Source organism: Pseudomonas sp. PDM30 (genome assembly GCF_019218985.1).
GTDB lineage: Bacteria > Pseudomonadota > Gammaproteobacteria > Pseudomonadales > Pseudomonadaceae > Aquipseudomonas > Aquipseudomonas jessenii.
In genome coordinates this window covers 463,665-488,016 of the sequence record NZ_JAHUWM010000002.1, presented here as the reverse complement: position 1 = coordinate 488,016, position 24,352 = coordinate 463,665, and the positions used below count along the sequence as shown (strand labels likewise).

Below are 24,352 nucleotides of genomic sequence, written 5' to 3'. Positions count from 1 at the left end.
AATCACCGTCGGGTAATAACAATAATGACCCCCAGCCTGTCCGATACACCCGCGCTGTCACGGCGCGGGTTGCTTAAATTCAGCCTCGGCGCCACAGCTTTCCTCGCCACCGCCGGACTCGGAGCCAGCCTCAGCGGCTGTTCGTCGAGCGCCCCGGCCAATGGTTTCGTCACGTTACGCAGCGGCGACCTGCTGTTTTTGCGGGCGTTGATCCCGGTCATGCTCGAGGGTGCCGTGACCGCCGAACGGATGCCCGAGGCTGTCGATGGCACGCTGAAAAGCCTGGATTACAGCCTGGCCCACCTGTCGCCGGAAATGCTCAAGCTGACTCAACAACTGTTCGATGTGCTGGGAATGGCCGTGACCCGCGGACCGCTGACCGGGATCTGGGGCAGCTGGGAAAACGCCAGTGCCAACGACATCCGAGCTTTTCTCGATCGCTGGGAAAACAGCTCGTTGAGCCTGTTGCGCATGGGCCACAGCTCCTTGCTGCAACTGGTGATGATGGCCTGGTACGGCCGCAAGGAATCGTGGGCGCATTGCGGGTATCCCGGGCCGCCAACCGTCTGAAAGCTAGTCGACCCCATCGCGAGCAAGCTCGCTCCCACACTGACCGTGTGAACACTGGAGGTCCCCTGTGGGAGCGAGCTTGCTCGCGATAGCGTCAGCCGCTTCACCGCCTACTCCAACAATAAAAAGAGAATCCGAAAATGCCCGTACCCGATCCGTTCCGCGAAGGCATGGCCCGAGGCTGGAAAACCTACAACGGCTCGCAACTGACCCAGGACCTTACTCTCGAAGCGGACGTGGCGATCATCGGCAGCGGTGCCGGCGGCGGCACCACCGCCGAAATCCTCAGCGCAGCCGGCTACAAGGTACTGCTGATCGAGGAAGGCCCTCTCAAGACCAGCAGCGACTTCAAGCTGCTCGAAGACGAGGCCTACGCCAACCTTTATCAGGAAGGCATTGGCCGCATGAGCAAGGACGGCGCGATCACCATCCTCCAGGGCCGGGCGGTGGGCGGCACCACGCTGATCAACTGGACCTCTAGTTTCCGCACCCCGGAGCCGACCCTGGAACACTGGGCCAAAGAGCACAACGTCAAGGGCCACAGTCCGGCGGACATGGCGCCGTGGTTCGAGAAAATGGAGCAACGCCTGGGCGTCGCGCCGTGGATGGTGCCGCCCAACGCCAACAACGATGTGATCCGCAAGGGCTGCGAAGCACTGAATTACTCATGGCACGTCATCCCGCGCAACGTTCGCGGCTGCTGGAACCTCGGATACTGCGGCATGGGCTGCCCGACCAACGCCAAGCAATCGATGATGATCACCACCATTCCGGCGACACTGGAAAAAGGCGGTGAGCTGCTTTACCTGGCCCGCGCCGAAAAACTCACGATCAGTGGCGACAAGGTCACCGGCCTGCAATGTTCGGCGATGGATGAACGCTGCGTCGCACCGACCGGACGCACCATCACGGTCAAGGCTCGGCATTTCGTGCTGGCCGGTGGCGGCATCAACAGCCCGGCCTTGCTGATGCGTTCCGGGGCACCCGACCCGCACAAGCGCCTGGGCAAACGCACATTCCTGCACCCGGTAAACATGTCCGCCGCGTTGTTCGACGAAGTGGTCAACCCCTTCTACGGCGCGCCGCAGTCGATCTATTCCGACCATTTCCAATGGCAGGACGGCACCACGGGCAAAATGTCCTACAAACTGGAAGTCCCGCCTCTGCACCCGGCGCTGGCCACGACATTGCTCGGTGGTTTCGGTCAGGAAAACTCGCAACACATGGCCAATCTGGCCCATACCCACGCCATGCTGGCGTTGCTGCGGGACGGTTTTCACCCGGACAGTCCCGGTGGCAGCGTCGAATTGCGCAGCGATGACACGCCGGTGCTGGACTATCAGCTATCACCCTACGCCTGGGATGGATTGCGCCGGGCGTTCCATACCATGGCCGAGATCCAGTTTGCCGGTGGCGCCAAGGCCGTGATGCCGATGCACGCCGACGCCCGCTACGTGAAGACCCTCGCCGAAGCGCGCACGCTGATCGACGGCCTGAGCCTGGAGTTGTATCGCACACGCCTGGGTAGTGCCCATGTGATGGGCGGTTGTGCCATGGGCGAAGACCCGACAATCGCAGTGACCGACAGCCTCGGCCGGCATCATCAACTGGGCAATCTGTCGATCCACGACGGCTCGCTGTTCCCCACCAGCATTGGTGCCAATCCGCAGCTGTCGGTCTACGGACTGACGGCGCAACTGGCGACATCCCTGGCGATGCGTTTAAAAAACCCATGAAAATGACGATAATTCCCATCGTCTATAGTGCTTTCTTACCCAACAGGCGACTTGGCCGACCGGGAAGGCTGCGATACCATCCGACTCCCCAACGGATTCCCGCCAGGACGACGCGATGAACCGAGTGTTGTACCCAGGTACCTTCGACCCTATTACCAAGGGCCATGGCGATCTGGTCGAACGCGCCTCGCGCCTGTTCGATCACGTGATCATCGCCGTCGCCGCGAGCCCGAAGAAAAACCCGTTGTTTCCTCTGGAACAACGGGTAGAACTGGCGCGCGAGGTGACTAAACATCTGCCGAACGTTGAAGTCGTCGGCTTCTCGACGCTGCTGGCGCACTTCGCCAAAGAGAAGAATGCCAACGTGTTCCTGCGTGGTTTGCGCGCGGTGTCGGACTTCGAATACGAATTCCAGCTGGCCAACATGAACCGCCAGCTGGCGCCGGACGTGGAAAGCCTGTTCCTGACCCCGTCCGAGCGTTATTCGTTCATTTCCTCGACGCTGGTCCGTGAAATCGCAGCCCTGGGCGGCGATATCACCAAGTTCGTGCACCCTGTGGTGGCGGACGCCCTGACCGAACGCTTCAAGAAGTAAACTGTAGGAGCGAGCCTGCTCGCGATGGACGTCAACGATAACGCGGGAAACCCGACACCCCGCGGCGTTCTCAGGTTTTTCGCGAGCAAGCTCGCTCCCACAGCGCCAATGCGGCACAATTAGACGCATTGGTTTATTGCGCCCGGGCCTGCCGCCCCGGCTGGAGTTAGCATGTCCCTGATCATCACCGACGATTGCATCAACTGCGACGTCTGCGAACCCGAGTGCCCGAACGCCGCCATTTCCCAAGGCGAAGAGATCTACGTGATCGACCCGAACCTGTGCACCCAGTGTGTCGGCCACTACGACGAACCGCAGTGCCAGCAGGTCTGCCCGGTGGATTGCATTCCACTGGACGAAGCTCATCCGGAGACTGAAGAACAGTTGATGGAGAAGTACCGGAAAATTACCGGCAAGGCTTGAATGATGCAGTGCTCTTTCGGGCCTCATCGCGAGCAAGCTCGCTCCCACACTGGAATTGCATCGTTCACAAAACCCCTGTGGGAGCGAGCTTGCTCGCGATGACGTCATCAGCCTCACTGAAAATCTGACTGACTTTCAGCTCTGACAACGCGGACAAAAAACGCTGGCACGCTGCCCGAGTTTCACTTCCCGCAGGCCCGTGCCACAGACCTTGCAGTGCTCACCACCACGGCCGTACACGAACAGTTCCTGCTGGAAATAACCAGGCTGACCGTCGCCACCGATAAAATCCCGCAGCGTGGTACCGCCGCGCTCGATAGCGGCCGCCAGGATGCGCTTGATCTCGATGGCCAGCTTCAAGTAACGCGCACGGGAAATGCTCTTGGCTTCGCGGCGCGGGTCGATCCCGGCAGCGAACAACGCTTCGGTCGCGTAGATATTGCCGACGCCCACCACTACCGCGTTATCCATGATGAACGGCTTGACCGCCATCGAACGTCCACGGGACAGCTGGAACAGGCGCTCGCCGTCGAACAGGTCGGTCAGAGGTTCCGGCCCCAGGCGGATCAGCAATTCGTGATTGAGCGGGTCGAGGCTCCAGAGCATCGCGCCGAAACGCCGTGGGTCGGTGTAACGCAGGGCCAGGCCCGACTCCAGTTCGATGTCCACATGCTCATGCTTGGCCGCCGGCAGCCCGGCCTCCACCAGACGTAAATTGCCTGACATGCCCAGATGGCTGATCAAGGTGCCGACTTCGGCATTGATCAGCAGGTACTTGGCGCGACGCTCCACCAGTACGATGCGCTGCCCGGACAACCGCACATCAAGGTCCTCGGGAATTGGCCAGCGCAAGCGGCGTTCACGCACGATCACCCGGCTGACCCGCTGGCCTTCCAGGAACGGCGCGATACCGCGACGGGTGGTTTCGACTTCTGGCAATTCAGGCATGGTGCTCTCGGATCAGGCGCATGGCCTGGAAGGTTCCGACACTCAGCGATGAGTGCCGAGGTCGCGGATTGTCTGTTTGAGGGTCTCGAAGTCGTAGTCCGAGAGGCCGACATAATCGAGCACCAGCGGCGCGATGCTGTTCCACTCGTGATCTTCGGCCTGATTGCCCAGCACCCGGTACGACGCGCAAATATGCTCGGCCATCTTCAGGATCGCCAGCAGGTTCTTCAACGAACTGTTGCGCGAAGATTCATCACTGAATATCGCCAGGGCATTGTGGTGATTGGCGATCGCAGCACTCACATGTTCCGGCAGACGCCAGGACTTGGCCGTGTAATACCCGACCACCGAGTGATTGGTATTGAACACCTGGTTCTCCGTGTCGACCACCCGGCATTCGGCGCTGGCGTTGGCATAGGCCTGCTCCAGTACACCCATGTAGTCGGGGAAACGCTGGAGCATCAAGGGAACGCCGCAGTCATGGAACAAGCCCAGGGCATACGCTTCGTCGCCATTTTCAACGCCGATGCGCTTGGCCAGGGTCAGACAGGTCATTGCCACGTCCTGAGCGGTGTCCCAGAAACGGTTCAGGGTGACGATGGTGTCGTCATTCATCTCGCCCTTGATCGACTGTGCATTGATCAGGTTGATGACCGAGCGGCTGCCCAGCAGATTCACCGCACGCTGGATCGAGGCAATCTTGTTGCTCAGCCCGTAATACGGCGAATTGACAATTTTCAGCAAGGAACCGGAAAGGCCCGGATCCTGGGATATCAGCTTGGCGATGACTTCCAGATCCGGGTCGGGCATGTACTGCTCCATCTGCAAATCCACCATGATTTGCGGCTGGGCCGGTACGCTGATGCCCTGCAGGGCTTGTTGGATCTGTTCGGAAGTCAGCTCTTGGGACATGTGTGCACACTCTGGGTCAGACGGCGATTCTAACCTTTATAAAGTTGGATCCGACATACCAAATCGCAAGACAACCCTCGCCACATGTCCACTTGCAGGCCAATCCGGGGCCTCAACACGCTATACTCCCGCTCTTTTTTCCGGAGCGACGACATGTCCCTGCCTAGCCTGCGCCTCAAAGCCAACGCCGACCGTCGTCTGCGCAACGGTCACTTGTGGGTCTACAGCAACGAAATCGATGTAGCCGCTACGCCTTTGCACGGTTTCAAGGCCGGCGACCAGGCGATCCTCGAAGCCGCCGGCGGCAAGCCGCTGGGCATCGTCGCCATGAGCCCGAACAACCTGATCTGCGCCCGTTTGCTGTCGCGCGACATCAAGCTGCCGCTGGACAAATCGCTGCTGGTGCACCGCCTGAACGTGGCCCTGTCCCTGCGCGAGCGCCTGTTCGACAAGCCGTTCTATCGCCTGGTCTACGGCGATTCCGACCTGCTGCCAGGCCTGGTGGTCGACCGTTTCGGCGACATCCTGGTGGTGCAGATCGCATCGGCAACCATGGAAGCCCATAAAGACGACGTGATCGCGGCGCTGACCCAAGTGCTCAAGCCAAGCGGCATTCTGTTCAAAAACGACTCCGCTGCCCGTGACGCCGAAGGCCTCAACCGCTACGTCGAAACCGTGTTCGGCCTGGTGCCGGAGTGGGTTGCCCTTGAAGAGAACGGCGTGAAGTTCGAAGCCCCGGTCATCCAGGGTCAAAAAACCGGCTGGTTCTACGACCACCGCATGAACCGCGCACGCCTGGCGCCTTATGCCAAGGGCAAGCGCGTACTGGACCTCTACAGCTACATCGGCGGTTGGGGCGTGCAGGCTGCCGCATTCGGCGCCAGTGAAGTGTTCTGCGTCGACGCATCGGCCTTCGCCCTCGACGGCGTCGAGCGCAACGCCGCGCTGAACGGTTTCGCCGAGAAAATGACCTGCATCGAAGGCGACGTGTTCGAAGCCCTCAAAGAGCTGAAAGCCAGCGAAGAACGCTTCGACGTGATCGTGGCCGACCCGCCGGCGTTCATCAAACGCAAGAAAGACATGAAGAACGGCGAAGGCGCCTACCGCCGCCTGAACGAGCAAGCCATGCGCCTGCTGACCAAGGACGGCATCCTGGTCAGCGCATCCTGCTCGATGCACCTGCCGGAAGACGACCTGCAGAACATCCTGCTGACCAGCGCCCGTCACCTGGATCGCAATATCCAGATGCTGGAACGCGGCGGCCAGGGTCCGGATCATCCGGTGCATCCAGCCATCCCGGAAACCCGCTACATCAAGAGCATTACCTGCCGGTTGCTGCCGAATAGTTAATTGCTGACAGCACTGAGGTTGATCGTCCGCACTTCAATAGCGCGAACGATCAACTAGCCATCCGACACCAATACAAAAACTTCATTCTTATTAAGAATTTACCGACCTTGAAAAAGTTATCGGAACAGGACCACATCACTTCGAGAAACGCCCTACACCATTTCGTTTGACCTCAATCCATCCAGGCCTATTATCCAGCTTACCACTTGAATACTTGAGTGGTGGATGTAAAAACCTTTACTGGAGATTGAATCATGAAAAAAGTTCAACTTGAGAAAAATCTAGCGGTACACCACCACGCGATGCTTAGCACGCCTAAGTAATCACTCAGGAAAAGCCGGACAGAAAACCTTCTGTCCGGCTTTTAAAAAGAGGGATGCCGCATGCAACTCAACCCCTATATTTTTTTACTGCCCAAGCCTCCTCGGCTTTTCATCTGGAACTATAAAACTCATGAGCAATTCGAAGTCGACAGCTCTCACGCCGGTCGATTAATTGAGCTTATCGAGCAAACAGAACTATTTGATAAATGCCACACAATCGACACTGATTTTTTTGAAGCCGGTATATTCGTCGATGAGGACTTACCACCAGATGACTGGCAATGGGATGACCTTTCGAAGATTTTTCACATCGGAACCAAAGACCTTGGTGCTGGCGATACCCCAAAGAACACAAAGGAATGGGCTGATCGTTACTTCGCTCATTGTCAGGAGGCGCTGGGTCGAGAGCCCCCACCACCTCACCCATTTGCCAACCTCCAGCGTGAGAACCTGCTCTGCCTGCCAGCCCCCACTGACAATAGGGCATTAGAGGGGCATATCGGATTCAAGCAAGTCTTGTTGCAGCGGAAAACATGCCGTTCCTTTCTGAAAAAAAGCGTGTCGTTGAATGATGTCAGCACGCTTCTCTACCTTTGTCTCGGTTACCTGAAGGAGCGAGAGTCCGATACCTGCGAACTGACTCCGGGCATGTTCAATGCACGACGCAGCAGCCCGTCAGGTGGTGGACTGAACGCCAGCGAAGGGTATTTATATGCTTACAACGTGCAAGGGATCGACCCTGGAATTTATTACTACCACCCGAACCTGCACGCTTTAAAATTATTGAGTCGCTTAAACAGCCCTCTCGGCTCCCTTCTACAAGGCCAACACTTTGCCAACAACATTCCTTTTGGAATTTTCCTTACTTCGCGCCTCGATAAAATGTGGTGGAAATACCCTCACTCGCAAGCCTATCGGGTTTCATTGCTTGAGATCGGCCACATATCGCAAACCATACAACTGTGCGCGACATCACTTGGGTTGAATACCTGGCTAACCGCAGCCCTGACCGAATCAAAAATAGAAAAACTTATAAAATTGGATGACCTATCAGAACAAGTATTTCTCTTTATAGGTGCCGGACACAGCAAAGGAGAGACATTGTGTGAGGACCTACAAAGTTTATTAAACAAAAATGGCCCGCCAAACTCCGGAACTCAATAAAAATGTCAGAACACTCAATCACCAAGACAAGCGACAACATCACAGCTCAAAAAATCTCCCGATTCATTCTTATCACCAGTATTTCGTTAATCAGTTTTTTTCCTCTCAACATCCTGCTCCCCTCTTTCCCAGCCCTGGCGTTGGAGTTCAATACGTCAATGGTTGATATCGCGTTTTCGGTTAGCTTGTTCACATTGGTTTTTTCTTTCGCGCAACTGGTAACCGGCCCCCTGTCGGACAAATGGGGGCGCAAGGAAGTGCTGCTTGGATGCCTGTTCCTATGCTCAATAGGTGCGATCGGCTGTACCCAGGCAACGGATTATTCGACTTTTATGGGCTTTCGCGCCGTTCAGGCATTAGGGTGCGGCTTTTTTGTGCTGGGCCACGCGCTAGTGGAGGACCTGTTCGAAGAAAAGGATCGAGCCCGGGTGCGCATTTATTACATGACCCTGAGCGGGTCATTTGTCGCACTGTCCCCTCTGCTTGGTTCATGGCTGCAAGCGACCTTTGATTGGCAAGGCAGCTTTTATGCGTTTTCCCTGATGGCACTCGGTATTTTTATCCATGCGCAAACCGTATTGCCTGCCAGATCAGCCCGAGTTGACCACGAGCCCACTTCAATTATTTCAACACTGAAAACCATCCTGAACAGCAAAGACTTTGTTCGCTATTGGTGGATCGCCGCGCTGGTCTTCTCCTGCTACTTCGCCCTTATCAGCGTGACCCCGATAATTTTTATGGACGTACTGAAACTGTCTGAATACCAGTATGCGTTGGTTCTCGTGCTGTATGGCGTGGCTTACGTCCTCGGTGGTGCTCTGGCTTCGGCCGCGCAGAAGCGCATTTCCCTCAACAAACAGATCAACCTTGGGTTGAGCCTGTTGATCATCGCCGGCCTGGCTTTAGGGTTGATCCTGACCTTCAACGCAATAACGACGTTGACATTGTTTGTGCCAATGCTGATCAGTGCGCTGGCTGTCACCCTAGTTCGGCCAGCAGCCATTTCTGCAGCAATGCTGCTGTTTTCCAGCAATGCCGGAACCGCTGCATCCGCTGGCAATACAATCATGTTCCTCACCGCAGCCATCAGTAGCGCTGTGCTTGCCCAGGCAGGCCCCCACCTGTTGACGGTCATTGCCGTCTGTTTCATCGGCTTCAGTCTGTGGGGATTGCTGATAAATGCGCGGGTCGGGCGATGATCAAGCGCCCTACGGCATTCCCTCCAGCCGCCAGCCGTGTAGAATCGCGAACATTCATCGCCAGTCATCCCCGGCGGGTTTATGAGCTCAAGCTGAAGCGCGCGGCGATCCCGCAAAGTTATCGGCAACTTCCGGACACGCGGCCATTTCTGAGTGTTCCAGACGTCAATAGAAGCTCACTTCCCTTTTGATACCTGATTAGCCGCCCGGAGTGCTTCATGCCTGATTACCGCTCGAAAACATCCACCCACGGCCGCAACATGGCCGGCGCCCGCGCTCTGTGGCGCGCCACGGGGATGAAAGATGACGACTTCAAGAAGCCGATCATCGCCATTGCCAACTCCTTCACCCAGTTCGTACCGGGGCACGTGCACCTGAAAGATCTGGGCCAACTCGTCGCCCGCGAGATCGAACGCGCTGGCGGTGTGGCAAAAGAATTCAACACCATCGCTGTGGACGACGGCATCGCCATGGGCCACGACGGCATGCTGTATTCGCTGCCGAGCCGCGAGATCATCGCCGACTCCGTCGAGTACATGGTCAACGCCCACTGCGCCGACGCCATCGTGTGCATCTCCAACTGCGACAAGATCACCCCTGGCATGCTGATGGCGTCCCTGCGCCTGAACATCCCGGTGATCTTCGTCTCCGGCGGCCCGATGGAAGCCGGCAAGACCAAACTCGCTTCCCACGGCCTCGACCTGGTCGACGCCATGGTGATCGCCGCCGACTCCAGCGCTTCTGACGAGAAAGTCGCCGAGTACGAGCGTAGCGCCTGCCCGACCTGCGGTTCGTGCTCCGGCATGTTCACCGCCAACTCGATGAACTGCCTGGTCGAAGCGCTGGGTCTGGCATTGCCGGGCAACGGTTCGACCCTGGCCACCCACAGCGACCGCGAGCAGCTGTTCCTGCAGGCCGGCCGCACCATCGTCGAGCTGTGCAAGCGTTACTACGGCGAGAACGATCAGTCGGTGTTGCCGCGCAACATCGCCAACTTCCAGGCGTTCGAAAACGCCATGACCCTGGACATCGCCATGGGCGGTTCCACCAACACCATCCTGCACTTGCTGGCCGCAGCCCAGGAAGCCGAGATCGATTTCGACCTGCGCGACATCGACCGTCTTTCTCGCAACGTGCCACAACTGTGCAAGGTCGCGCCGAACATCCAGAAGTACCACATGGAAGACGTTCACCGTGCCGGCGGGATCTTCAGCATCCTCGGTTCGCTGGCCCGTGGCGGTTTGCTGCACACCCAGCTGCCGACCGTGCACAGCCGCAGCATGGAAGAAGCCATCGCCAAGTGGGACATCACCCAGACCAACGACGAAGCCGTGCACCACTTCTTCAAGGCCGGTCCGGCGGGCATCCCGACGCAAACCGCGTTCAGCCAGTCGACCCGCTGGGAAACCCTGGACGACGACCGTGAAAACGGCTGCATCCGCAGTGTCGAGCACGCTTACTCGCAAGAAGGCGGCCTGGCCGTGCTCTACGGCAACATCGCTCTGGATGGCTGCGTGGTGAAAACCGCTGGCGTCGACGAATCGATCCACGTGTTCGAAGGCAACGCGAAGATCTTCGAAAGCCAGGACAGCGCCGTACGCGGCATCCTCGCCGACGAAGTGAAAGAAGGCGACATCGTCATCATTCGCTACGAAGGCCCGAAAGGCGGCCCGGGCATGCAGGAAATGCTCTACCCGACTTCGTACCTGAAATCCAAAGGCCTGGGCAAAGCCTGCGCCCTGCTCACCGACGGCCGTTTCTCCGGCGGTACTTCCGGTCTGTCCATCGGCCACGCTTCGCCTGAAGCGGCTGCCGGCGGCGCGATTGGCCTGGTGCAGGACGGCGACAAAGTGCTGATCGACATTCCGAACCGCTCGATCAACCTGTTGGTCAGCGACGAAGAACTGGCCGCACGCCGAGTGGAGCAGGACAAGAAAGGCTGGAAACCGGTGGAAGTGCGTCCACGTAAAGTGACCACTGCCCTGAAGGCCTACGCCCTGCTGGCAACCAGTGCCGACAAGGGTGCTGTGCGTAACAAGGCGATGCTTGACGGGCTGTAAGGCTTAAGCGTCGGACAAAAAATGCCCCGCCAAGTGCGGGGCATTTTTGTTTGCGGCACCCCTTGTAGGAGCGAGCTTGCTCGCGATGGACGCAAGGACACCGCGTCAAATCAGAAAGTACACGTCATCGTTAACGACCATCGCGAGCAAGCTCGCTCCTACAAGTTAATTTTGTGGATCGAGATTATCGAGCGCCTGATTCACCGCCAGCTCGCCCAGCATGATGACCTGCGCAATCCCCAGCATCGTGCTGCGTTGGGAGCCTTCCAGCAGGCCGGCGAAATCGTTGGCCATGACATTGGCCGAGGCGAGTGATTCGCAGGCGTGGGCCAACAGGGTTTCGGTGTCGAGGCCGGGCGCGATCAGGAATGTTCGGCTGGGTTTGCGCGGGGTGGCGTTGATGTGGGCGGAGAGGTTGTTTGATTCGGGAGGATCGGGGGTAATTTTCAGCATTGATAAAACTCCTTACACCATAAGACAAGGAGCCATCACCCTCGCTACCAAACGAAGGGTGGCGGCCATGCGCAGGTTGGTAGACCGGGGTGTAAGGAAACCGGCGCGCCCGAAAGCGCCCTGTGCATGACCACCATAAAAAGCAGAGACGCAAGAACGTCTGCAAATCATGATGCTTTGCACCCTACACAGCCAGGCTACCAAACCCGATCACTGATGTTCAGCGACAGGTAGACGGTAGAGTCCGGGAGTAAGGCGCACAAGCCGGCGGATTCTGGCGTAGTCGTAGTCCCTTACGCAAGAAAGCGTAGGTTGCGACTGTCAGGAGATGGCGATCAAACAGAGGCTTTCATTGCACCGACTGGCCTCATCGCGAGCAAGCTCGCTCCCACAATGGATCTGCGTTGAACACTGGATTGGGGAACAACACCGATCAAACTGTAGGAGCGAGCTTGCTCGCGATGAACGCAAGGACACCGCGTCAAATCAGACAGCACGCGTCATCGTTAACGACCATCGCGAGCAGGCTCGCTCCTACAATTACTGGATTTCTTCAGGCTTGACGATCACCCAGTTCTTGTCGGCAGTCACCGTCATCCCTTCCTTGGCCTGGGCCGCGGCATTCTTGGCCATCATGCCGTTAATCTGGGTCATGTATTTGTCCTTGCGATTGACCCACAGGTGGATGCCGCCCTTGGCCACGTCAACACTGTGGAACAACATGTAACCATCACTGGTCGGGGTATCGCCGCCGACCAGCACCGGTTTTTTCCACTCATCGATGTAGGTCAGGATAGCCGCGTGCTTGCCGGCCATCCAGGTCGCCGGGGTCCACAGGTACGGGGTCAGTTCGAGGCCGAGGTTGGCCTTCTCGTCATACTTGCCGGCGGTGATCTGCTTGCGCGCAGTGGTCAGCTCGCCCGTCTTCTGGTCCTTGAGCAGCAGCGACACGCCGATCACGTTCTGCGGTTTTACGTTGTAGCCGTACTTCGGATCGGCCGCGACCATGCGCACCAGCTCTTCGGAGGCGGCGGTCATCACGTAGACCTCGATGCCGTTCTCCATCAGTTTGTTGTACAGCTCTTGCTGGCCCGTGAAGATCTTCGGCGGGTTGACGTCGAGCTTCTTGACCACATCGCCTTCGTAATAAGTGGCCGGCACCGGTTTGCCCGACGCCATCATCTCGTCGACGTAGCCCTTGAGTTCCTTGAGCGTAAAGCCGGAGAACACCTGGGCGACCCATGGATAGCAAACCATGTCGTCGAGTTCACAGAGGCGGTAGTAGTAGCTGAACAGGCTTTCCTTGTGGTCGGCGGTGTCCTTGAACGGCATCAGTTTCAGGGAGGGATCGAGCTTGTCGCGGGTGATCAGGCCCTTGTTCTCCATGAACGGCAGCAACGACTCTTCCAGGTCATAGCGGTAACTGGTGTTGTCCATGTCAAACACCGCGTAGTTACCTTTGTTGGCGTTGGCCGCGATCATCGCGTCCAGTGCCTTGGCCTGATCGGCTGGCCAGTGTTTCAGATCCGTTGCGAAAACCTGGCCGGCAAGGCCCAGGCAAAGTGCTGCAGCCAGTAATTTCGGTGCGAACTTCATCGGCGTTTCTCCCTGAATGTGAAAGGTATCGACGCTAACAAATAAGTGTGACAGTCCTCGTCTGTCAGCGACCGCCTGCGTCCCTTTCGCGCCAGTTGCATTTCTGACAGCGACACTCGCTTATTCCAAAAACGACGGACACCATACGTTTTTGATATTAATTCATTAGTTTTCAAGCTGTTAGGCTTGCCGGTTCGCAGTTGCCCCGGAAGGCAGCTGGCAAAAGTCTAATGGGAGTTCCAATGAATCTGCCGCTGATTCTCAATCTGCTGGTGTTCCTCGCCCTGCTCCTGAGCCTGGCGCAAACCCGCCACACCACTTGGAGCCTGGCGAAAAAAGTCCTGCTCGCACTGGTGCTGGGCGTGGCGTTCGGTGTGGCGTTGCACACTGTCTACGGTGCCGGTAATCCGGTGCTGAAAGCCTCGATCGGCTGGTTCGATCTGGTGGGCAACGGTTATGTGCAATTGCTGCAAATGATCGTGATCCCCTTGGTGTTCGCCTCGATCCTCAGCGCCGTGGCCCGCCTGCACAACGCTTCGTCGCTGGGCAAGATCAGCTTCCTGACCATCGGCACGCTGCTGTTCACCACGGCCATCGCGGCGTTGATCGGCATCGGCCTGACCAACCTGTTCGGCCTGACCGCCGAAGGCCTGGTGGCCGGCACCCAGGAAATGGCGCGCCTGCAAACCATCCAGACCGATTACGCCGGCAAGGTCGCCGACCTGAATGTGCCGCAGCTGTTGCTGTCGTTCATTCCGCAAAACCCGTTCGCCGATCTGGCGCGAGCCAAGCCGACGTCGATCATCAGTGTGGTGATTTTCGCTGCGTTCCTGGGTGTCGCTGCGCTGCAACTGCTCAAGGATGATGCCGAGAAAGGTCAGAAAGTGATCAACGCCATCGACACCCTGCAAGCCTGGGTGATGCGCCTGGTGCGCCTGGTGATGAAGCTGACTCCGTACGGCGTGCTGGCGCTGATGACCAAAGTGGTCGCCGGCTCCAACCTGCAAGACATCATCAAGCTCGGCAGTTTCGTGGTGGTGTCCTATATCGGCCTGGGCCTGATGTTTGTGGTGCATGGCGTGCTGGTGTCGGCCGCCGGGATCAATCCGCTGCGCTTCTTCCGCAAGATCTGGCCGGTGCTGACGTTTGCCTTCACCAGCCGCTCCAGCGCTGCGACGATTCCGTTGAGCATCGAGGCGCAGACCAGTCGCCTGGGCATCCCGCAGTCCATCGCCAGTTTCGCCGCTTCGTTCGGCGCGACCATCGGCCAGAACGGTTGTGCCGGCCTGTACCCGGCGATGTTGGCGGTGATGGTGGCGCCGACTGTGGGCATCAACCCGCTGGACCCGCTGTGGATCGCGACGCTGGTGGCGATTGTCACGCTGAGCTCGGCCGGTGTGGCCGGAGTGGGTGGCGGTGCGACGTTTGCGGCGCTGATCGTACTGCCGGCGATGGGCTTGCCGGTGTCACTGGTGGCGTTGCTGATTTCGGTCGAGCCGTTGATTGATATGGGGCGTACGGCGTTGAATGTGAGTGGTTCGATCACGGCTGGGGCGATTACCAGTCAGGTGATGCAGCAGACTGATAAAGAATTGCTGGATGCGGATGAGCATTCGGCGTTGGCGCAGGCTTGAGTAGCGTCAGTTAGACCGCTATCGCGAGCAAGCTCGCTCCCACAGGGATCTGTGGTGTTCACACAATTTGTGATTCACCTCAAAACACTGTGGGAGCGAGCTTGCTCGCGATGCTTTTAGGCTTTTTCCCAGACTTCGAAGTTGTAGGCCGGCTTGTCATCCACCGCCGGATTTTCGGTGTTGGAAACCAGCTTCCACTGGCCCAAATCAAACTCAGGAAACCACGCATCCCCTTCCGGGCTCAGCGCCACGCGGGTCAGGTATAACCGATCAGCCTGCGCCAGCCCTTGCGCATACAACTGCGCGCCACCAATCAGCATCAACTCATCAACGCCCTGTTCCTTCGCCCATGCTTCGGCGCGGACAACGGCGGCTTCCAGCGACGGATAAACCTCCGCGCCTTCGAGCTGCAGATCCGCCTGACGGCTGACCACGATGTTCAAGCGGCCCGGCAACGGACGACCGAGTGAGTCCCAGGTCTTGCGCCCCATGATGATCGGCTTGCCCAGGGTGGTGGCCTTGAAATATTTGAAGTCCCCCGGCAAGTGCCAGGGCATGCTGTTGTCGACGCCGATCACACGGTTTTCACCGAGGGCTGCGATCAGGCTGAGGGGGAGTGATTTAGTCATGTCGGCGAGGATACCAGAGCCTCGCTTTCGCCGATAAGCGTCACAGCGGTTATGCTCACAGCTCAATTAAGCGACGGGATGCCGCGTGACTGAACTCAATACCCTCTGGCTGACAGAAACCATCCGACTGCGCGAAGAACACGCAGGCCCCTTGGAAGACCTTGAAGCCAACCGGCTGGCCCGCAGCGTCAGCGGTGATTTGCCGTCGCGCATTCAACGCCGGGCCCTGTGGCTGGCTGAACGTGATGGCTTGGTTACGGCCCTCAAACACTGGCTGCAAGGCGCACGACTGGCGCTGATCGTAATGGCGGTGCTGGCGGTGATCAGCGGCGCCGGCCTGGCCTTTGCCGCAATGGGCGATGGCCTGCACCCGGTGAATGTGTTCTGGGCCTTGGGCAGCCTGCTCGGGCTCAACCTGATCCTGCTGCTGAGTTGGGCCCTGGGCCTGGCGTTTGCCGGAGAACACGGCGCCAGCCTCGGGCGACTATGGCTGTGGCTAAGTGAAAAACTCGCCCGGGACGCCAAGGCCACGCAACTGGCCCCCGCCCTGCTCCTGTTGTTGCAACGGCAGAAGCTCAATCGCTGGGCCATCGGCGTAGTGGTCAACGGCCTGTGGTTGCTGGCAATGATCAGCGCCTTGGTCATTCTGCTGACACTGATGGCAACCCGGCGCTATGGCTTTGTCTGGGAAACCACCATCCTCAGTGCCGACACCTTTATTGCCGTAACCCAGGCGCTTGGCGCCCTGCCGGCCCTGCTCGGTTTCAGTGTTCCCACCGAGCAGATGATCCGTGCCAGCGGCGACGCCGCACTGAGTATCGAAAGCGCGCGCCAGGCCTGGGCAGCATGGCTGGTTGGCGTTCTGCTGGTCTATGGGATTTTGCCGCGCCTGCTGCTCGCACTGTTTTGCCTGTGGCGCTGGAAATCCGGGCAAACGGCGCTCCGCCTGGATTTGAACCTGCCCGGCTACGCACAGCTTCGCGAACGCTTGATGCCCACCAGCGAGCGTCTCGGCATCAGCGATGCGGCGCCTGAGCAACTGCATCGCGTGGAAAGTGGCGTTAGCGAACAACAAAGTGATGGTGCTCTATTGGTCGCCATCGAGCTGGACGACGACCGCCCGTGGCCACCGCAATTGCCGAAAAACGTCAACAACGCTGGCATCCTCGACAGCCGCGAATCGCGACACAAACTCCTCGAACAATTGACCCGCTTTCCCCCGGCACGCCTGGCCATTGCGTGCGATCCACGGCGCTCGCCGGATCGCGGTAGCCTGGCCCTGATTGCCGAACTGGCCCGCAGCGCCAGCGCCACCCGCGTGTGGTTGTTGCAGGCGCCCCCCGGTGAAGCGCTGGACGCCGAACGCCTGGGCGACTGGCACGTGGCGCTGCAACAGCTTGAGCTGCCGTTTGCCGATTGTGCACCGATGAACTGGCTGGAGACGGGTCATGACTAATCCCCTGAAACTCGCCGTGGTCGGCCACACCAACGTCGGCAAAACCTCACTGCTGCGCACCCTGACCCGCGACGTCGGCTTCGGTGAGGTGTCCCATCGTCCCAGCACTACACGGCACGTCGAAGGCGCCCGTCTTTCGGTGGACGGCGAGCCGCTGCTCGATCTCTACGACACTCCCGGCCTGGAAGATGCCATCGCCCTGCTCGACTACCTCGAACGCCTGGAGCGGCCTGGCGAACGCCTCGACGGCCCGGCGCGGCTGGCGCGTTTCCTGGATGGCAGCGAAGCCCGGCAACGCTTCGAACAGGAGGCCAAAGTGCTGCGCCAGTTGCTGGCGTCGGACGCCGGGCTCTACGTGATCGACGCCCGAGAGCCGGTGCTCGCCAAGTATCGCGACGAGCTGGAAGTGCTGGCCGGTTGCGGCAAGCCCTTGCTGCCGGTGCTGAATTTCGTCAGCAGCGCCAACCACCGCGAACCGGCCTGGCGTGAAGCGCTGGCGCGGCTGGGCTTGCATGCCTTGGTGCGCTTCGACAGCGTCGCGCCGCCGGAGGATGGCGAGCGTCGACTCTATGAAAGTCTCGCCCTGCTGCTGGAAACTGCCCGGCCGCAGCTCGAACGACTGATTGCCGATCAGCAAGCCCAGCGTCTGGCTCGCCAACAAAGCGCAGAGCGATTGATTGCCGAATTATTGATCGATTGCGCAGCCTGCCGACGCAGTGTGGTCAGTGAAGCCGAGCAGGAACAACAGGCGATCAGCGAACTGCGCAAAGCCGTGCGCCAGCGTGAGCAGCGTTGCGTCGAGTCCCTGCTCAAGCTCTACGCCTTCCGCCCACAGGATGCCGCCGCCAGTGATTTGCCATTGCTCGACGGTCGTTGGGGCGACGATTTGTTCAACCCGGAAACCCTGAAACAACTGGGCGTTCGAGTCGGTGGCGGTATCGCAGCGGGTGCCGCTGCCGGGGCCGGGGTCGATTTGCTGGTGGGCGGCATCACGCTAGGCGCGGCGGCATTAGCCGGAGCGATTGCCGGCGGCGCGCTGCAAACCGCCCGCAGTTATGGCAGTCGCTTGCTCGGCAAGCTCAAGGGCCAGCGCGAACTGACGGTGGATGACAACGTGTTGCGCCTGTTGGCGTTGCGCCAGCGGCAATTGCTGCAAGCGCTCAATGCCCGTGGGCACGCGGCGATGGACAGTATTCAGGTGGTCACGCCACAGGATAAAACCTGGCGCGAAGGCAAACTGCCCGAGGCCCTGAACAAGGCGCGGGCGCATCCGCAGTGGTCGTCGCTCAATCCTCATTCAAAATTGAATCAGGGGGAGCGGCAGGAGCAGATCGAGGTTCTGGCACAACAGCTGTAGAGGCAGGAACACTTGCTTTGCCTGGACTGACGCCATCGCGAGCAAGCTCGCTCCTACAGGGGATTTGTGTCGATCACAGATCCAATGTGGGAGCGAGCTTGCTCGCGATGGCCGCGCCTCGGTTCAAAGGCTTTATGCAGCCAACAGCCGCACCGCCTTGCCCTTCAATACCGCCAGATCAATCACCGGCACATGCATCTCTTTCGCCAGCTCATCCCACTGGCGCATGCGCAAGCTCACGGCACACAACGGGTCCTTCTCGAACGCCTCAGCCTCTTCAGCCGTCATCACCCCGCCCTGATATTCCAGGGTTCGGCGACTGGCTTCACTCAAGCGCTCGTAGTATCCCGCCTCCTTGAGCGTCAGGTAACGCTTGGCCTGCACGTGGTATTCGACCAGCCGAGCCATACGCTCGCTGAAGCCGGCGCGGCGCAGATAATCCGCGCCCAGACGCTCATGGCTGACAACGCCGAAGCCGCCCATGTTCTCCGCGCTTTCGCCACAGATATGCCCGATGTCATGAAAGAACGCCGCCAGCACCACTTCATCGTCGAAGCCTTCGGCCATGGCCAGTTCCGCCGCCTGGGACATGTGCTCGATCTGCGAAACCGGTTCACCGATGTAATCGCTGTCGCCAAAACGCTCGTACAGACTGAATACTTCGGCGACGACTTGTTCATTGCGCCCCATCAGATTTCCCCCAACACAGCTGCGATGTTTCGTTCAGCCATCGCCGGCCCGACGCTCATGCCGACACCGGTGTGCATCAACGCCACGCTCAGGCCTTTTGCCGGGCGCAGGAACGAAAACGGTCCCGGCCCCCGTGAACCATAGACCCCCTGCCAGCGTTCGACCACCTGCACCTTGCAGCCCAGAGTTTGCTCGGCCAGCTCGATCATCCAGTCATCGACCTGCTCGGCATTGAAGGGCGACGGATCGCTGCCGTAATGGTGCGAATCGCCAATGATCAACTCGCCATAGGGCGTCGGGCTGATCAGCAGGTGGATGCCGTTTTCGTGCAGGTGCGGCGCGTGCCGCAGAATGTCTGCCTGCACCGCCGCGGCCTCCGGCAAGTCGGCGAAGGCGCCGTAGTGCACGCAACTCAAACCGGTGAGCAGCGCGTGTTGCAGGTTGAGGTGGATTTGCGGTCGGGCGCGGAGCATTTGCAGGCGGCAAATTTGCGGCTCGAGTTCAGCGATCTGTTCGGCCAGTAACGTCTGATAATCGTGGCCGGAGCAGACAATGATCTGCTCGGCACTGAAGCTGCCAGCGGTGCTGTGCAGGCGACCCGGCTCGATATCGCGCACCAGGGTAGAAAAGTGAAACTTGACCCCCAGGTCGCGGCGCAGGAAATCGATCAACGCCGGAATCGCTTCGCGGGAATACAACTGCTGATCGTCCATGCCATGCAACGCCGCACGGTGATGACGGAACTGACCGTCGTACAAATCGCGTAACGCTGCGCCGCGCAACAGGTCGACACGGTAACCGTGCTCCACCGCGCGGCCGTCGCAAAAGGCTTGCAGCAGCTGTTCTTCCGCCTCGGTGCGGGCAAACAGGTACGAGCCATTGCGCTTGAGTTGCAGGCCGGCGAGCTGGGCCCAATCACCCCAGATTCCGCGACTGGCGCGGGCCAGCTCCAGCATAGGCCCCGGCGGCTGGCCGGTGACCAGTGCCTGGCCGAAGTTGCGCACCGAAGCGCCGAGGGGCGTTTCGCTGCGCTCGAAAACCGTGACCTTGAGACCGCGCTTGGCGGCAGCATATGCGTGGGACAAGCCCAGGATGCCGGCGCCGACGATCAGCATGTCGTTGTGTTGTGTCATGGGGTCTTGTCCTGAATTTGAAACCGCTTTCGCGAGCAAGCCCGCTCCCACAGGAGACCGCATGCCTTATGTGGGAGCGAGCTTGCTCGCGAAGAGGCCCTTTCAGCCGATAAAAATCTTACTTGGCCGCCACTTTCTCGGACTTGCCGTCATAGCGCTTGCGCCACTCGGTCAGGATCTCGTCGCGGTTCTTCGAGGCCCAGGCGAAGTCGTTCTTGATCAGGCGTTGTTCGTAGTCGGCCGGCAGTTCGGTCTGTGGCTTGGCGATGCCAGGCTGGGCGAGCACGGCGAAGTTTTCCTTGTAGAGCTCCATCGCCTCAGGGCTAGCCGAGAAGTCGGCCAGTTTCTTCGCCGCCTCTTCGTGGGCAGTGCCCTTGATCACCGCAGTCGCTTCGATCTCCCAACCCAGGCCTTCCTTCGGCAGGATGATGTCCAGCGGTGCGCCCTGGCGTTTCAGTTGAACAGCCGGGTACTCGAAGGAAATACCGATTGGGAATTCACCAGCAGCCGCCAGTTTGCAAGGCTTGGAACCGGAGTGAACGTACTGGCCGATGTTCTGGTGCAGGCCATCCATGTAGGCCCAGCCCTGCTTCTCGCCGAAGGTTTGCAGCCAGGCGCTGACGTCGAGGAAGCCGGTGCCGGACGATGCCGGGTTTGGCATGACGATCTTGCCTTTGTACTCAGGCTTGGTCAGGTCCTGCCAGCTCACGGGCTTGGTCAGGCCCTGCTTCTCGGCTTCGACGGTGTTGAAACAAATGGTCGCGGCCCACACGTCCATGCCGACCCAGGCTGGTGGGTTGGCCGCGTCGCGGTAGTTGGCGCCGATCTTGCCCAGGTCTTTCGGCGCGTAGCTTTGCAGCATGCCTTGCTGATCGAGAATCGCCAGGCTCGAAGCGGCCAGGCCCCACACGGCGTCAGCCTGCGGACGGGCTTTTTCGGCCAGCAGTTTGGCGGTGATGATGCCGGTGGAATCACGCACCCATTTGATTTCGACGTCCGGGTTGGCCTTTTCGAACGCTTGCTTGTAGGTCTTCAGTTGTTCGGCTTCGAGAGCGGTGTACACCGTCAACTCGGTTTTCGCCGCAAAGGCGTTCAGGCTGAAAGCGGTGAGGACAGCAGCGGCCAGGGCCATAGGCTTGAACATGATCTTTTCCTGTTTTTGAGTTGAAGGGTTGTGCAGATTCAATGACCGGGTGTGGTCTGCCGCCAGGCCTGGGAGCGGCGCAGAAAACCGCGCGAGGCCCAGGCCAGCAGCAGGGACACGCCCGCCGAGGTAATCAGGATCAGGGTCGACATCGCCGCTGCACCGCCGACGTTGCCGGCGTCATCCATGTTCAGCACCGCCACTGCCGCGAGGATGGTGTCGGGGCTGTAGAGGAAGATCGCCGCCGAGACGGTGGTCATGGCCGAGACGAACAGGTAGCGCACGATGTCCAGTAGAGCCGGCAGGCAGATCGGCACAGTGACGCGCAGGTAGTGGCGGTACAGCGGCGCCTTGAGCGACAGAGCGGCGGCTTCGAACTCGGCGTCGAGTTGACGCAGCGCGGTGGTGGCGGTCATTTGTGCGGTGGTCAAATAGTGAGCAATGGTGCAGACGATCAGCAGTGTCATGCTGCCGTAGAGCACATGCAGCGGGTTGCCGGTGAGGTTGAAGAAGAAGACGTAGCCCAACCCAAGCACCAGGCCCGGCACCGCCATCGGCACGAAACTGAGCATGCGCAGGGTCAGGTTCAGGCCGCGCTGACCCTTGGTTTTTTCCATCAGGTAGGCGCCGGTGAAGATCAGCAGGCTGCCGATCAACGCCGTGCCCAAGGCCATCTTCAGGCTGTTGCCATAGGCCAGCCAGCCACCGCCGGCGGTTTCGTTGAACTGATAATGGTTGAGCGACAGCGACAGGTTGTACGGCCAGAACTTCACCAGGGACGAGAACACCGCCATGCCGAACACCAGCAGCAACGCGGCGCAGATCAGCAGGACGATGGCCAGGTAGCAGCTGTCGCGCAGCTTCGACGGCGCGGGTTTGAACACCTGGGCACGACCGCTCATGGAATCACCGTGGCGCCGACGCAACCAGGCATCGACCCCGAAGCTGAACAGCGCCGGTAGCAGCAACACCATGCCGATCAACGCGCCACGACCGAACTGTTGCTGGCCGACCACCGCCTTGTAGGCCTCCAGCGCCAACACTTGATAGTCGCCACCGACAACCACTGGTACGCCGAAGTCAGTGATGGTCAGGGTGAACACCAGACAGAATGCGGCGAACACGGCCTGACGGGTCGCCGGCCAGGTGATGCTGCGGAAGGCTTTTGCAGGACTCGCACCCATGCTGGAGGCAGCATCGAACAGTCGCGCATCGGCCAGGGACAGGGCCGACAGAAGAATCATCAAGGCGTGCGGGAAGGTGTAGATGACTTCACCAAGCACAATGCCCCAGAAGCCGTAGATGTTGTCCGAGAGCAGGCCACGCAGCATGCCCTGGTTGCCGAACAGATAAACCAGCGCGATGCCGGGCAACATCGAGGGCGCCATCAATGGCAGCAGGGAAATGCCACGCCAAATGCCTTTGGCGGGAATCAAGGTTCGTTGCAGCGCGTAGGCAAACAGGTAGGCCAGCGGTACGACAATGGCCGCGACACTGAGGGAAACCTTCAGGCTGTTACCGAGCAACCAGTGGAAGTTCTCGCTGGTCACCAGCTCTTTCGCTGCGACCCAGCCACCGCCCTGCCCGGCCTCGGCGCTGAAACCGCGCCAGAAGATCGCCAGCAACGGCATCAATACGGCAACGCCCAACAACACCAGCATGAGGACTTTGCCGCCGACCACGAACAACCGGTCACCGATCTCGGCGCGGGTGGTCTGCCGAACCTGCTTGTGCGGCAGCGGCAGCGCGATGTTCGCGCTCATCAGGCAAACACCTGCAGGCTACGCGGCGGCAAGGCGACCATGATCTGCTGGGCACCAAGGCGCGGCATGGCTTCTGGCGCCAACTCCGCCAACAGCGGGTGCCCCGGCAACTGATCGAGCTCGAAGCTCATGCGGCAGCGATTGCCGAGGAAGGTGATTTCACGAACCTTGGCCGGGAACAGGTTTTCCTCGTGCACCAGCGGGTTGACGTTGATCGCTTCCGGACGGCAGAACAAACGGCCCGACGCGGACTTGGCGCTGCCTTCGGCCAGACGCATGTTCATCCCGCCGACCTGGGCGTGGCTGTCGCTGTTGCGCTGGAAGGGTAGCCAGTTACCCTGGCCGACGAACTCCGCCACGAATGGCGTGGCCGGGCGGTTGTAGATTTCCTGCGGCGTGGCGTACTGCTCGACCTTGCCGTTGTTCATCACGGCGATACGGTCGGCCATCAGCATGGCCTCGTCCTGATTATGGGTGACCATCAAGGTGGTGATGCCGAGGTTGCGTTGCAGTTGGCGCAGTTCGGTACACAGATGCTCGCGCACCCGGGCATCGAGGGCCGACATCGGTTCGTCCAGCAGCAACAGCGAAGGTGCCGGGGCCAGGGCGCGGGCCAGTGCAACCCGCTGCTGCTGGCCGCCGGACAACTGGCCGGGATACTTTTTCTCGCTGCCGCCCAGGCCGACCAGTTCCAGCATCTGGCCGACTCGACGGCGCACTTCGTCACGACCGCTGCCGGCAAGGCCGTAGGCAATGTTCGCTTCGACGGTGAGATTGGGAAACAACGCGTAGGACTGGAACAGAATGCCGTAGTCCCGCGCCTGGGGCGCCAGGTGGGAAACGTTGCGATCGCCCAAGTACAACTCGCCGCTGTCCTGTTTCTCCAGACCGGCGATGCAGCGCAGCAAGGTGGTCTTGCCACAGCCCGACGGCCCCAGCAGACACACCAGCTCACCGGCCGCTACGTCGAGGGACACGTTATCCAGCGCGGTGAAGGCGCCAAAACGCTTCTGTACACCGCGCACTTTCATCGGTGCGCCGGGGTTGGTCAGGGCAGTTGCGATCGGGTTATTCATGGACGGACCTCATCGAGCAGATGGGGGCCATCCTAGAGTTGTAATGAGTCCGTCATGTGGCAGTAAGGCAAAAACTGCCGATAGTGGTATTCGGGATTTTTGGTTAAGCCTTCAAGCCCTGTGTTGTTTGATCTGGCGCCT

21 protein-coding genes are annotated in these 24,352 nt (G+C 59.7%); 11 read left to right on the top strand and 10 right to left on the bottom strand.

What is annotated here, in order from left to right; all coding sequences use genetic code 11:
- The first annotated feature begins 24 nt into the window (after window positions 1-24).
- The 4 genes from KW840_RS06225 (at window position 25) to KW840_RS06210 (ending at window position 3,324) form a co-directional block, all read left to right on the top strand.
- Window positions 25-570 (top strand): hypothetical protein, encoded by a 546-nt coding sequence (locus KW840_RS06225; RefSeq protein WP_057712898.1) that lies wholly within the window; start codon window positions 25-27, stop codon window positions 568-570.
- Window positions 571-710: 140 nt separating this feature from the next.
- Window positions 711-2,306 carry a GMC family oxidoreductase gene (locus KW840_RS06220; protein ID WP_218494690.1) on the top strand — a complete coding sequence of 532 codons (1,596 nt, stop codon included), beginning with the start codon at window positions 711-713 and terminating at the stop codon, window positions 2,304-2,306.
- Between the two features lie 115 nt (window positions 2,307-2,421).
- Window positions 2,422-2,901, top strand: coding sequence for a pantetheine-phosphate adenylyltransferase (gene coaD / locus KW840_RS06215; RefSeq protein ID WP_046039203.1), 480 nt, complete (start codon window positions 2,422-2,424; stop codon window positions 2,899-2,901).
- Between the two features lie 171 nt (window positions 2,902-3,072).
- On the top strand, window positions 3,073-3,324 hold the full coding sequence (locus tag KW840_RS06210; RefSeq protein ID WP_003195146.1) for a YfhL family 4Fe-4S dicluster ferredoxin: 252 nt from the start codon (window positions 3,073-3,075) through the stop codon (window positions 3,322-3,324).
- Window positions 3,325-3,459: 135 nt separating this feature from the next.
- Here the strand turns inward: KW840_RS06210 and mutM are convergent, their stop codons facing one another.
- A complete protein-coding gene (mutM, locus tag KW840_RS06205) occupies window positions 3,460-4,272 on the bottom strand; it encodes a bifunctional DNA-formamidopyrimidine glycosylase/DNA-(apurinic or apyrimidinic site) lyase (protein WP_057712896.1) in 813 nt (270 codons plus the stop codon).
- Between the two features lie 42 nt (window positions 4,273-4,314).
- Window positions 4,315-5,184: an HDOD domain-containing protein gene (locus tag KW840_RS06200; protein WP_090451968.1), complete on the bottom strand. Its 870-nt coding sequence runs from the start codon at window positions 5,182-5,184 to the stop codon at window positions 4,315-4,317.
- Between the two features lie 153 nt (window positions 5,185-5,337).
- Here KW840_RS06200 and KW840_RS06195 point away from each other — a divergent pair, with 153 nt between their 5' ends.
- From KW840_RS06195 to ilvD, 4 genes are all read left to right on the top strand, one after another.
- The gene (locus tag KW840_RS06195; protein WP_057712894.1) at window positions 5,338-6,534 is read left to right on the top strand and encodes a class I SAM-dependent rRNA methyltransferase; all 1,197 of its coding nucleotides are present in this window, start codon (window positions 5,338-5,340) and stop codon (window positions 6,532-6,534) included.
- A 383-nt stretch (window positions 6,535-6,917) separates the two neighbouring features.
- Complete coding sequence (locus KW840_RS06190; RefSeq protein WP_218494689.1) at window positions 6,918-8,021, top strand: SagB family peptide dehydrogenase; 1,104 nt, start codon at window positions 6,918-6,920, stop codon at window positions 8,019-8,021.
- A gap of 2 nt (window positions 8,022-8,023) precedes the next feature.
- Window positions 8,024-9,220 (top strand): MFS transporter, encoded by a 1,197-nt coding sequence (locus KW840_RS06185; protein ID WP_218494688.1) that lies wholly within the window; start codon window positions 8,024-8,026, stop codon window positions 9,218-9,220.
- Between the two features lie 218 nt (window positions 9,221-9,438).
- Window positions 9,439-11,280 (top strand): dihydroxy-acid dehydratase, encoded by a 1,842-nt coding sequence (ilvD, locus tag KW840_RS06180; RefSeq protein WP_057712890.1) that lies wholly within the window; start codon window positions 9,439-9,441, stop codon window positions 11,278-11,280.
- 165 nt (window positions 11,281-11,445) lie between these two features.
- Here the strand turns inward: ilvD and KW840_RS06175 are convergent, their stop codons facing one another.
- Both KW840_RS06175 and KW840_RS06170 read right to left on the bottom strand, forming a co-directional pair.
- Complete coding sequence (locus KW840_RS06175; RefSeq protein WP_218494687.1) at window positions 11,446-11,733, bottom strand: DUF6124 family protein; 288 nt, start codon at window positions 11,731-11,733, stop codon at window positions 11,446-11,448.
- Between the two features lie 540 nt (window positions 11,734-12,273).
- The gene (locus KW840_RS06170; RefSeq protein WP_057712888.1) at window positions 12,274-13,329 is read right to left on the bottom strand and encodes a phosphorylcholine phosphatase; all 1,056 of its coding nucleotides are present in this window, start codon (window positions 13,327-13,329) and stop codon (window positions 12,274-12,276) included.
- A 242-nt stretch (window positions 13,330-13,571) separates the two neighbouring features.
- Between KW840_RS06170 and KW840_RS06165 the strand changes: the two genes are divergently transcribed.
- A complete protein-coding gene (locus tag KW840_RS06165; protein WP_218494686.1) occupies window positions 13,572-14,963 on the top strand; it encodes an L-cystine transporter in 1,392 nt (463 codons plus the stop codon).
- Window positions 14,964-15,079: 116 nt separating this feature from the next.
- Here the strand turns inward: KW840_RS06165 and KW840_RS06160 are convergent, their stop codons facing one another.
- Complete coding sequence (locus tag KW840_RS06160; protein WP_218494685.1) at window positions 15,080-15,592, bottom strand: dihydrofolate reductase; 513 nt, start codon at window positions 15,590-15,592, stop codon at window positions 15,080-15,082.
- 85 nt (window positions 15,593-15,677) lie between these two features.
- Here KW840_RS06160 and KW840_RS06155 point away from each other — a divergent pair, with 85 nt between their 5' ends.
- On the top strand, window positions 15,678-17,048 hold the full coding sequence (locus tag KW840_RS06155) for a DUF2868 domain-containing protein (RefSeq protein ID WP_218494684.1): 1,371 nt from the start codon (window positions 15,678-15,680) through the stop codon (window positions 17,046-17,048).
- Window positions 17,041-18,405 carry a GTPase/DUF3482 domain-containing protein gene (locus tag KW840_RS06150; RefSeq protein WP_218494683.1) on the top strand — a complete coding sequence of 455 codons (1,365 nt, stop codon included), beginning with the start codon at window positions 17,041-17,043 and terminating at the stop codon, window positions 18,403-18,405. The genes KW840_RS06155 and KW840_RS06150 overlap by 8 nt, the downstream gene beginning before the upstream one ends.
- Window positions 18,406-18,537: 132 nt before the next feature.
- Here KW840_RS06150 and KW840_RS06145 read toward each other — a convergent pair whose 3' ends face one another.
- The 5 genes from KW840_RS06145 to KW840_RS06125 form a co-directional block, all read right to left on the bottom strand.
- Window positions 18,538-19,095 carry a phosphonate degradation HD-domain oxygenase gene (locus KW840_RS06145; RefSeq protein ID WP_218494682.1) on the bottom strand — a complete coding sequence of 186 codons (558 nt, stop codon included), beginning with the start codon at window positions 19,093-19,095 and terminating at the stop codon, window positions 18,538-18,540.
- Window positions 19,095-20,228 (bottom strand): TIGR03364 family FAD-dependent oxidoreductase, encoded by a 1,134-nt coding sequence (locus KW840_RS06140; RefSeq protein WP_218494681.1) that lies wholly within the window; start codon window positions 20,226-20,228, stop codon window positions 19,095-19,097. The genes KW840_RS06145 and KW840_RS06140 overlap by 1 nt, the downstream gene beginning before the upstream one ends.
- 118 nt (window positions 20,229-20,346) lie before the next feature.
- On the bottom strand, window positions 20,347-21,372 hold the full coding sequence (locus KW840_RS06135) for a putative 2-aminoethylphosphonate ABC transporter substrate-binding protein (protein ID WP_057712880.1): 1,026 nt from the start codon (window positions 21,370-21,372) through the stop codon (window positions 20,347-20,349).
- 38 nt (window positions 21,373-21,410) lie between these two features.
- Window positions 21,411-23,135, bottom strand: coding sequence for a putative 2-aminoethylphosphonate ABC transporter permease subunit (locus KW840_RS06130; protein ID WP_218494680.1), 1,725 nt, complete (start codon window positions 23,133-23,135; stop codon window positions 21,411-21,413).
- The gene (locus tag KW840_RS06125) at window positions 23,135-24,211 is read right to left on the bottom strand and encodes a putative 2-aminoethylphosphonate ABC transporter ATP-binding protein (protein WP_218494679.1); all 1,077 of its coding nucleotides are present in this window, start codon (window positions 24,209-24,211) and stop codon (window positions 23,135-23,137) included. Before KW840_RS06125 ends, KW840_RS06130 begins: the two co-directional genes overlap by 1 nt.
- Window positions 24,212-24,352 lie beyond the last annotated feature (141 nt).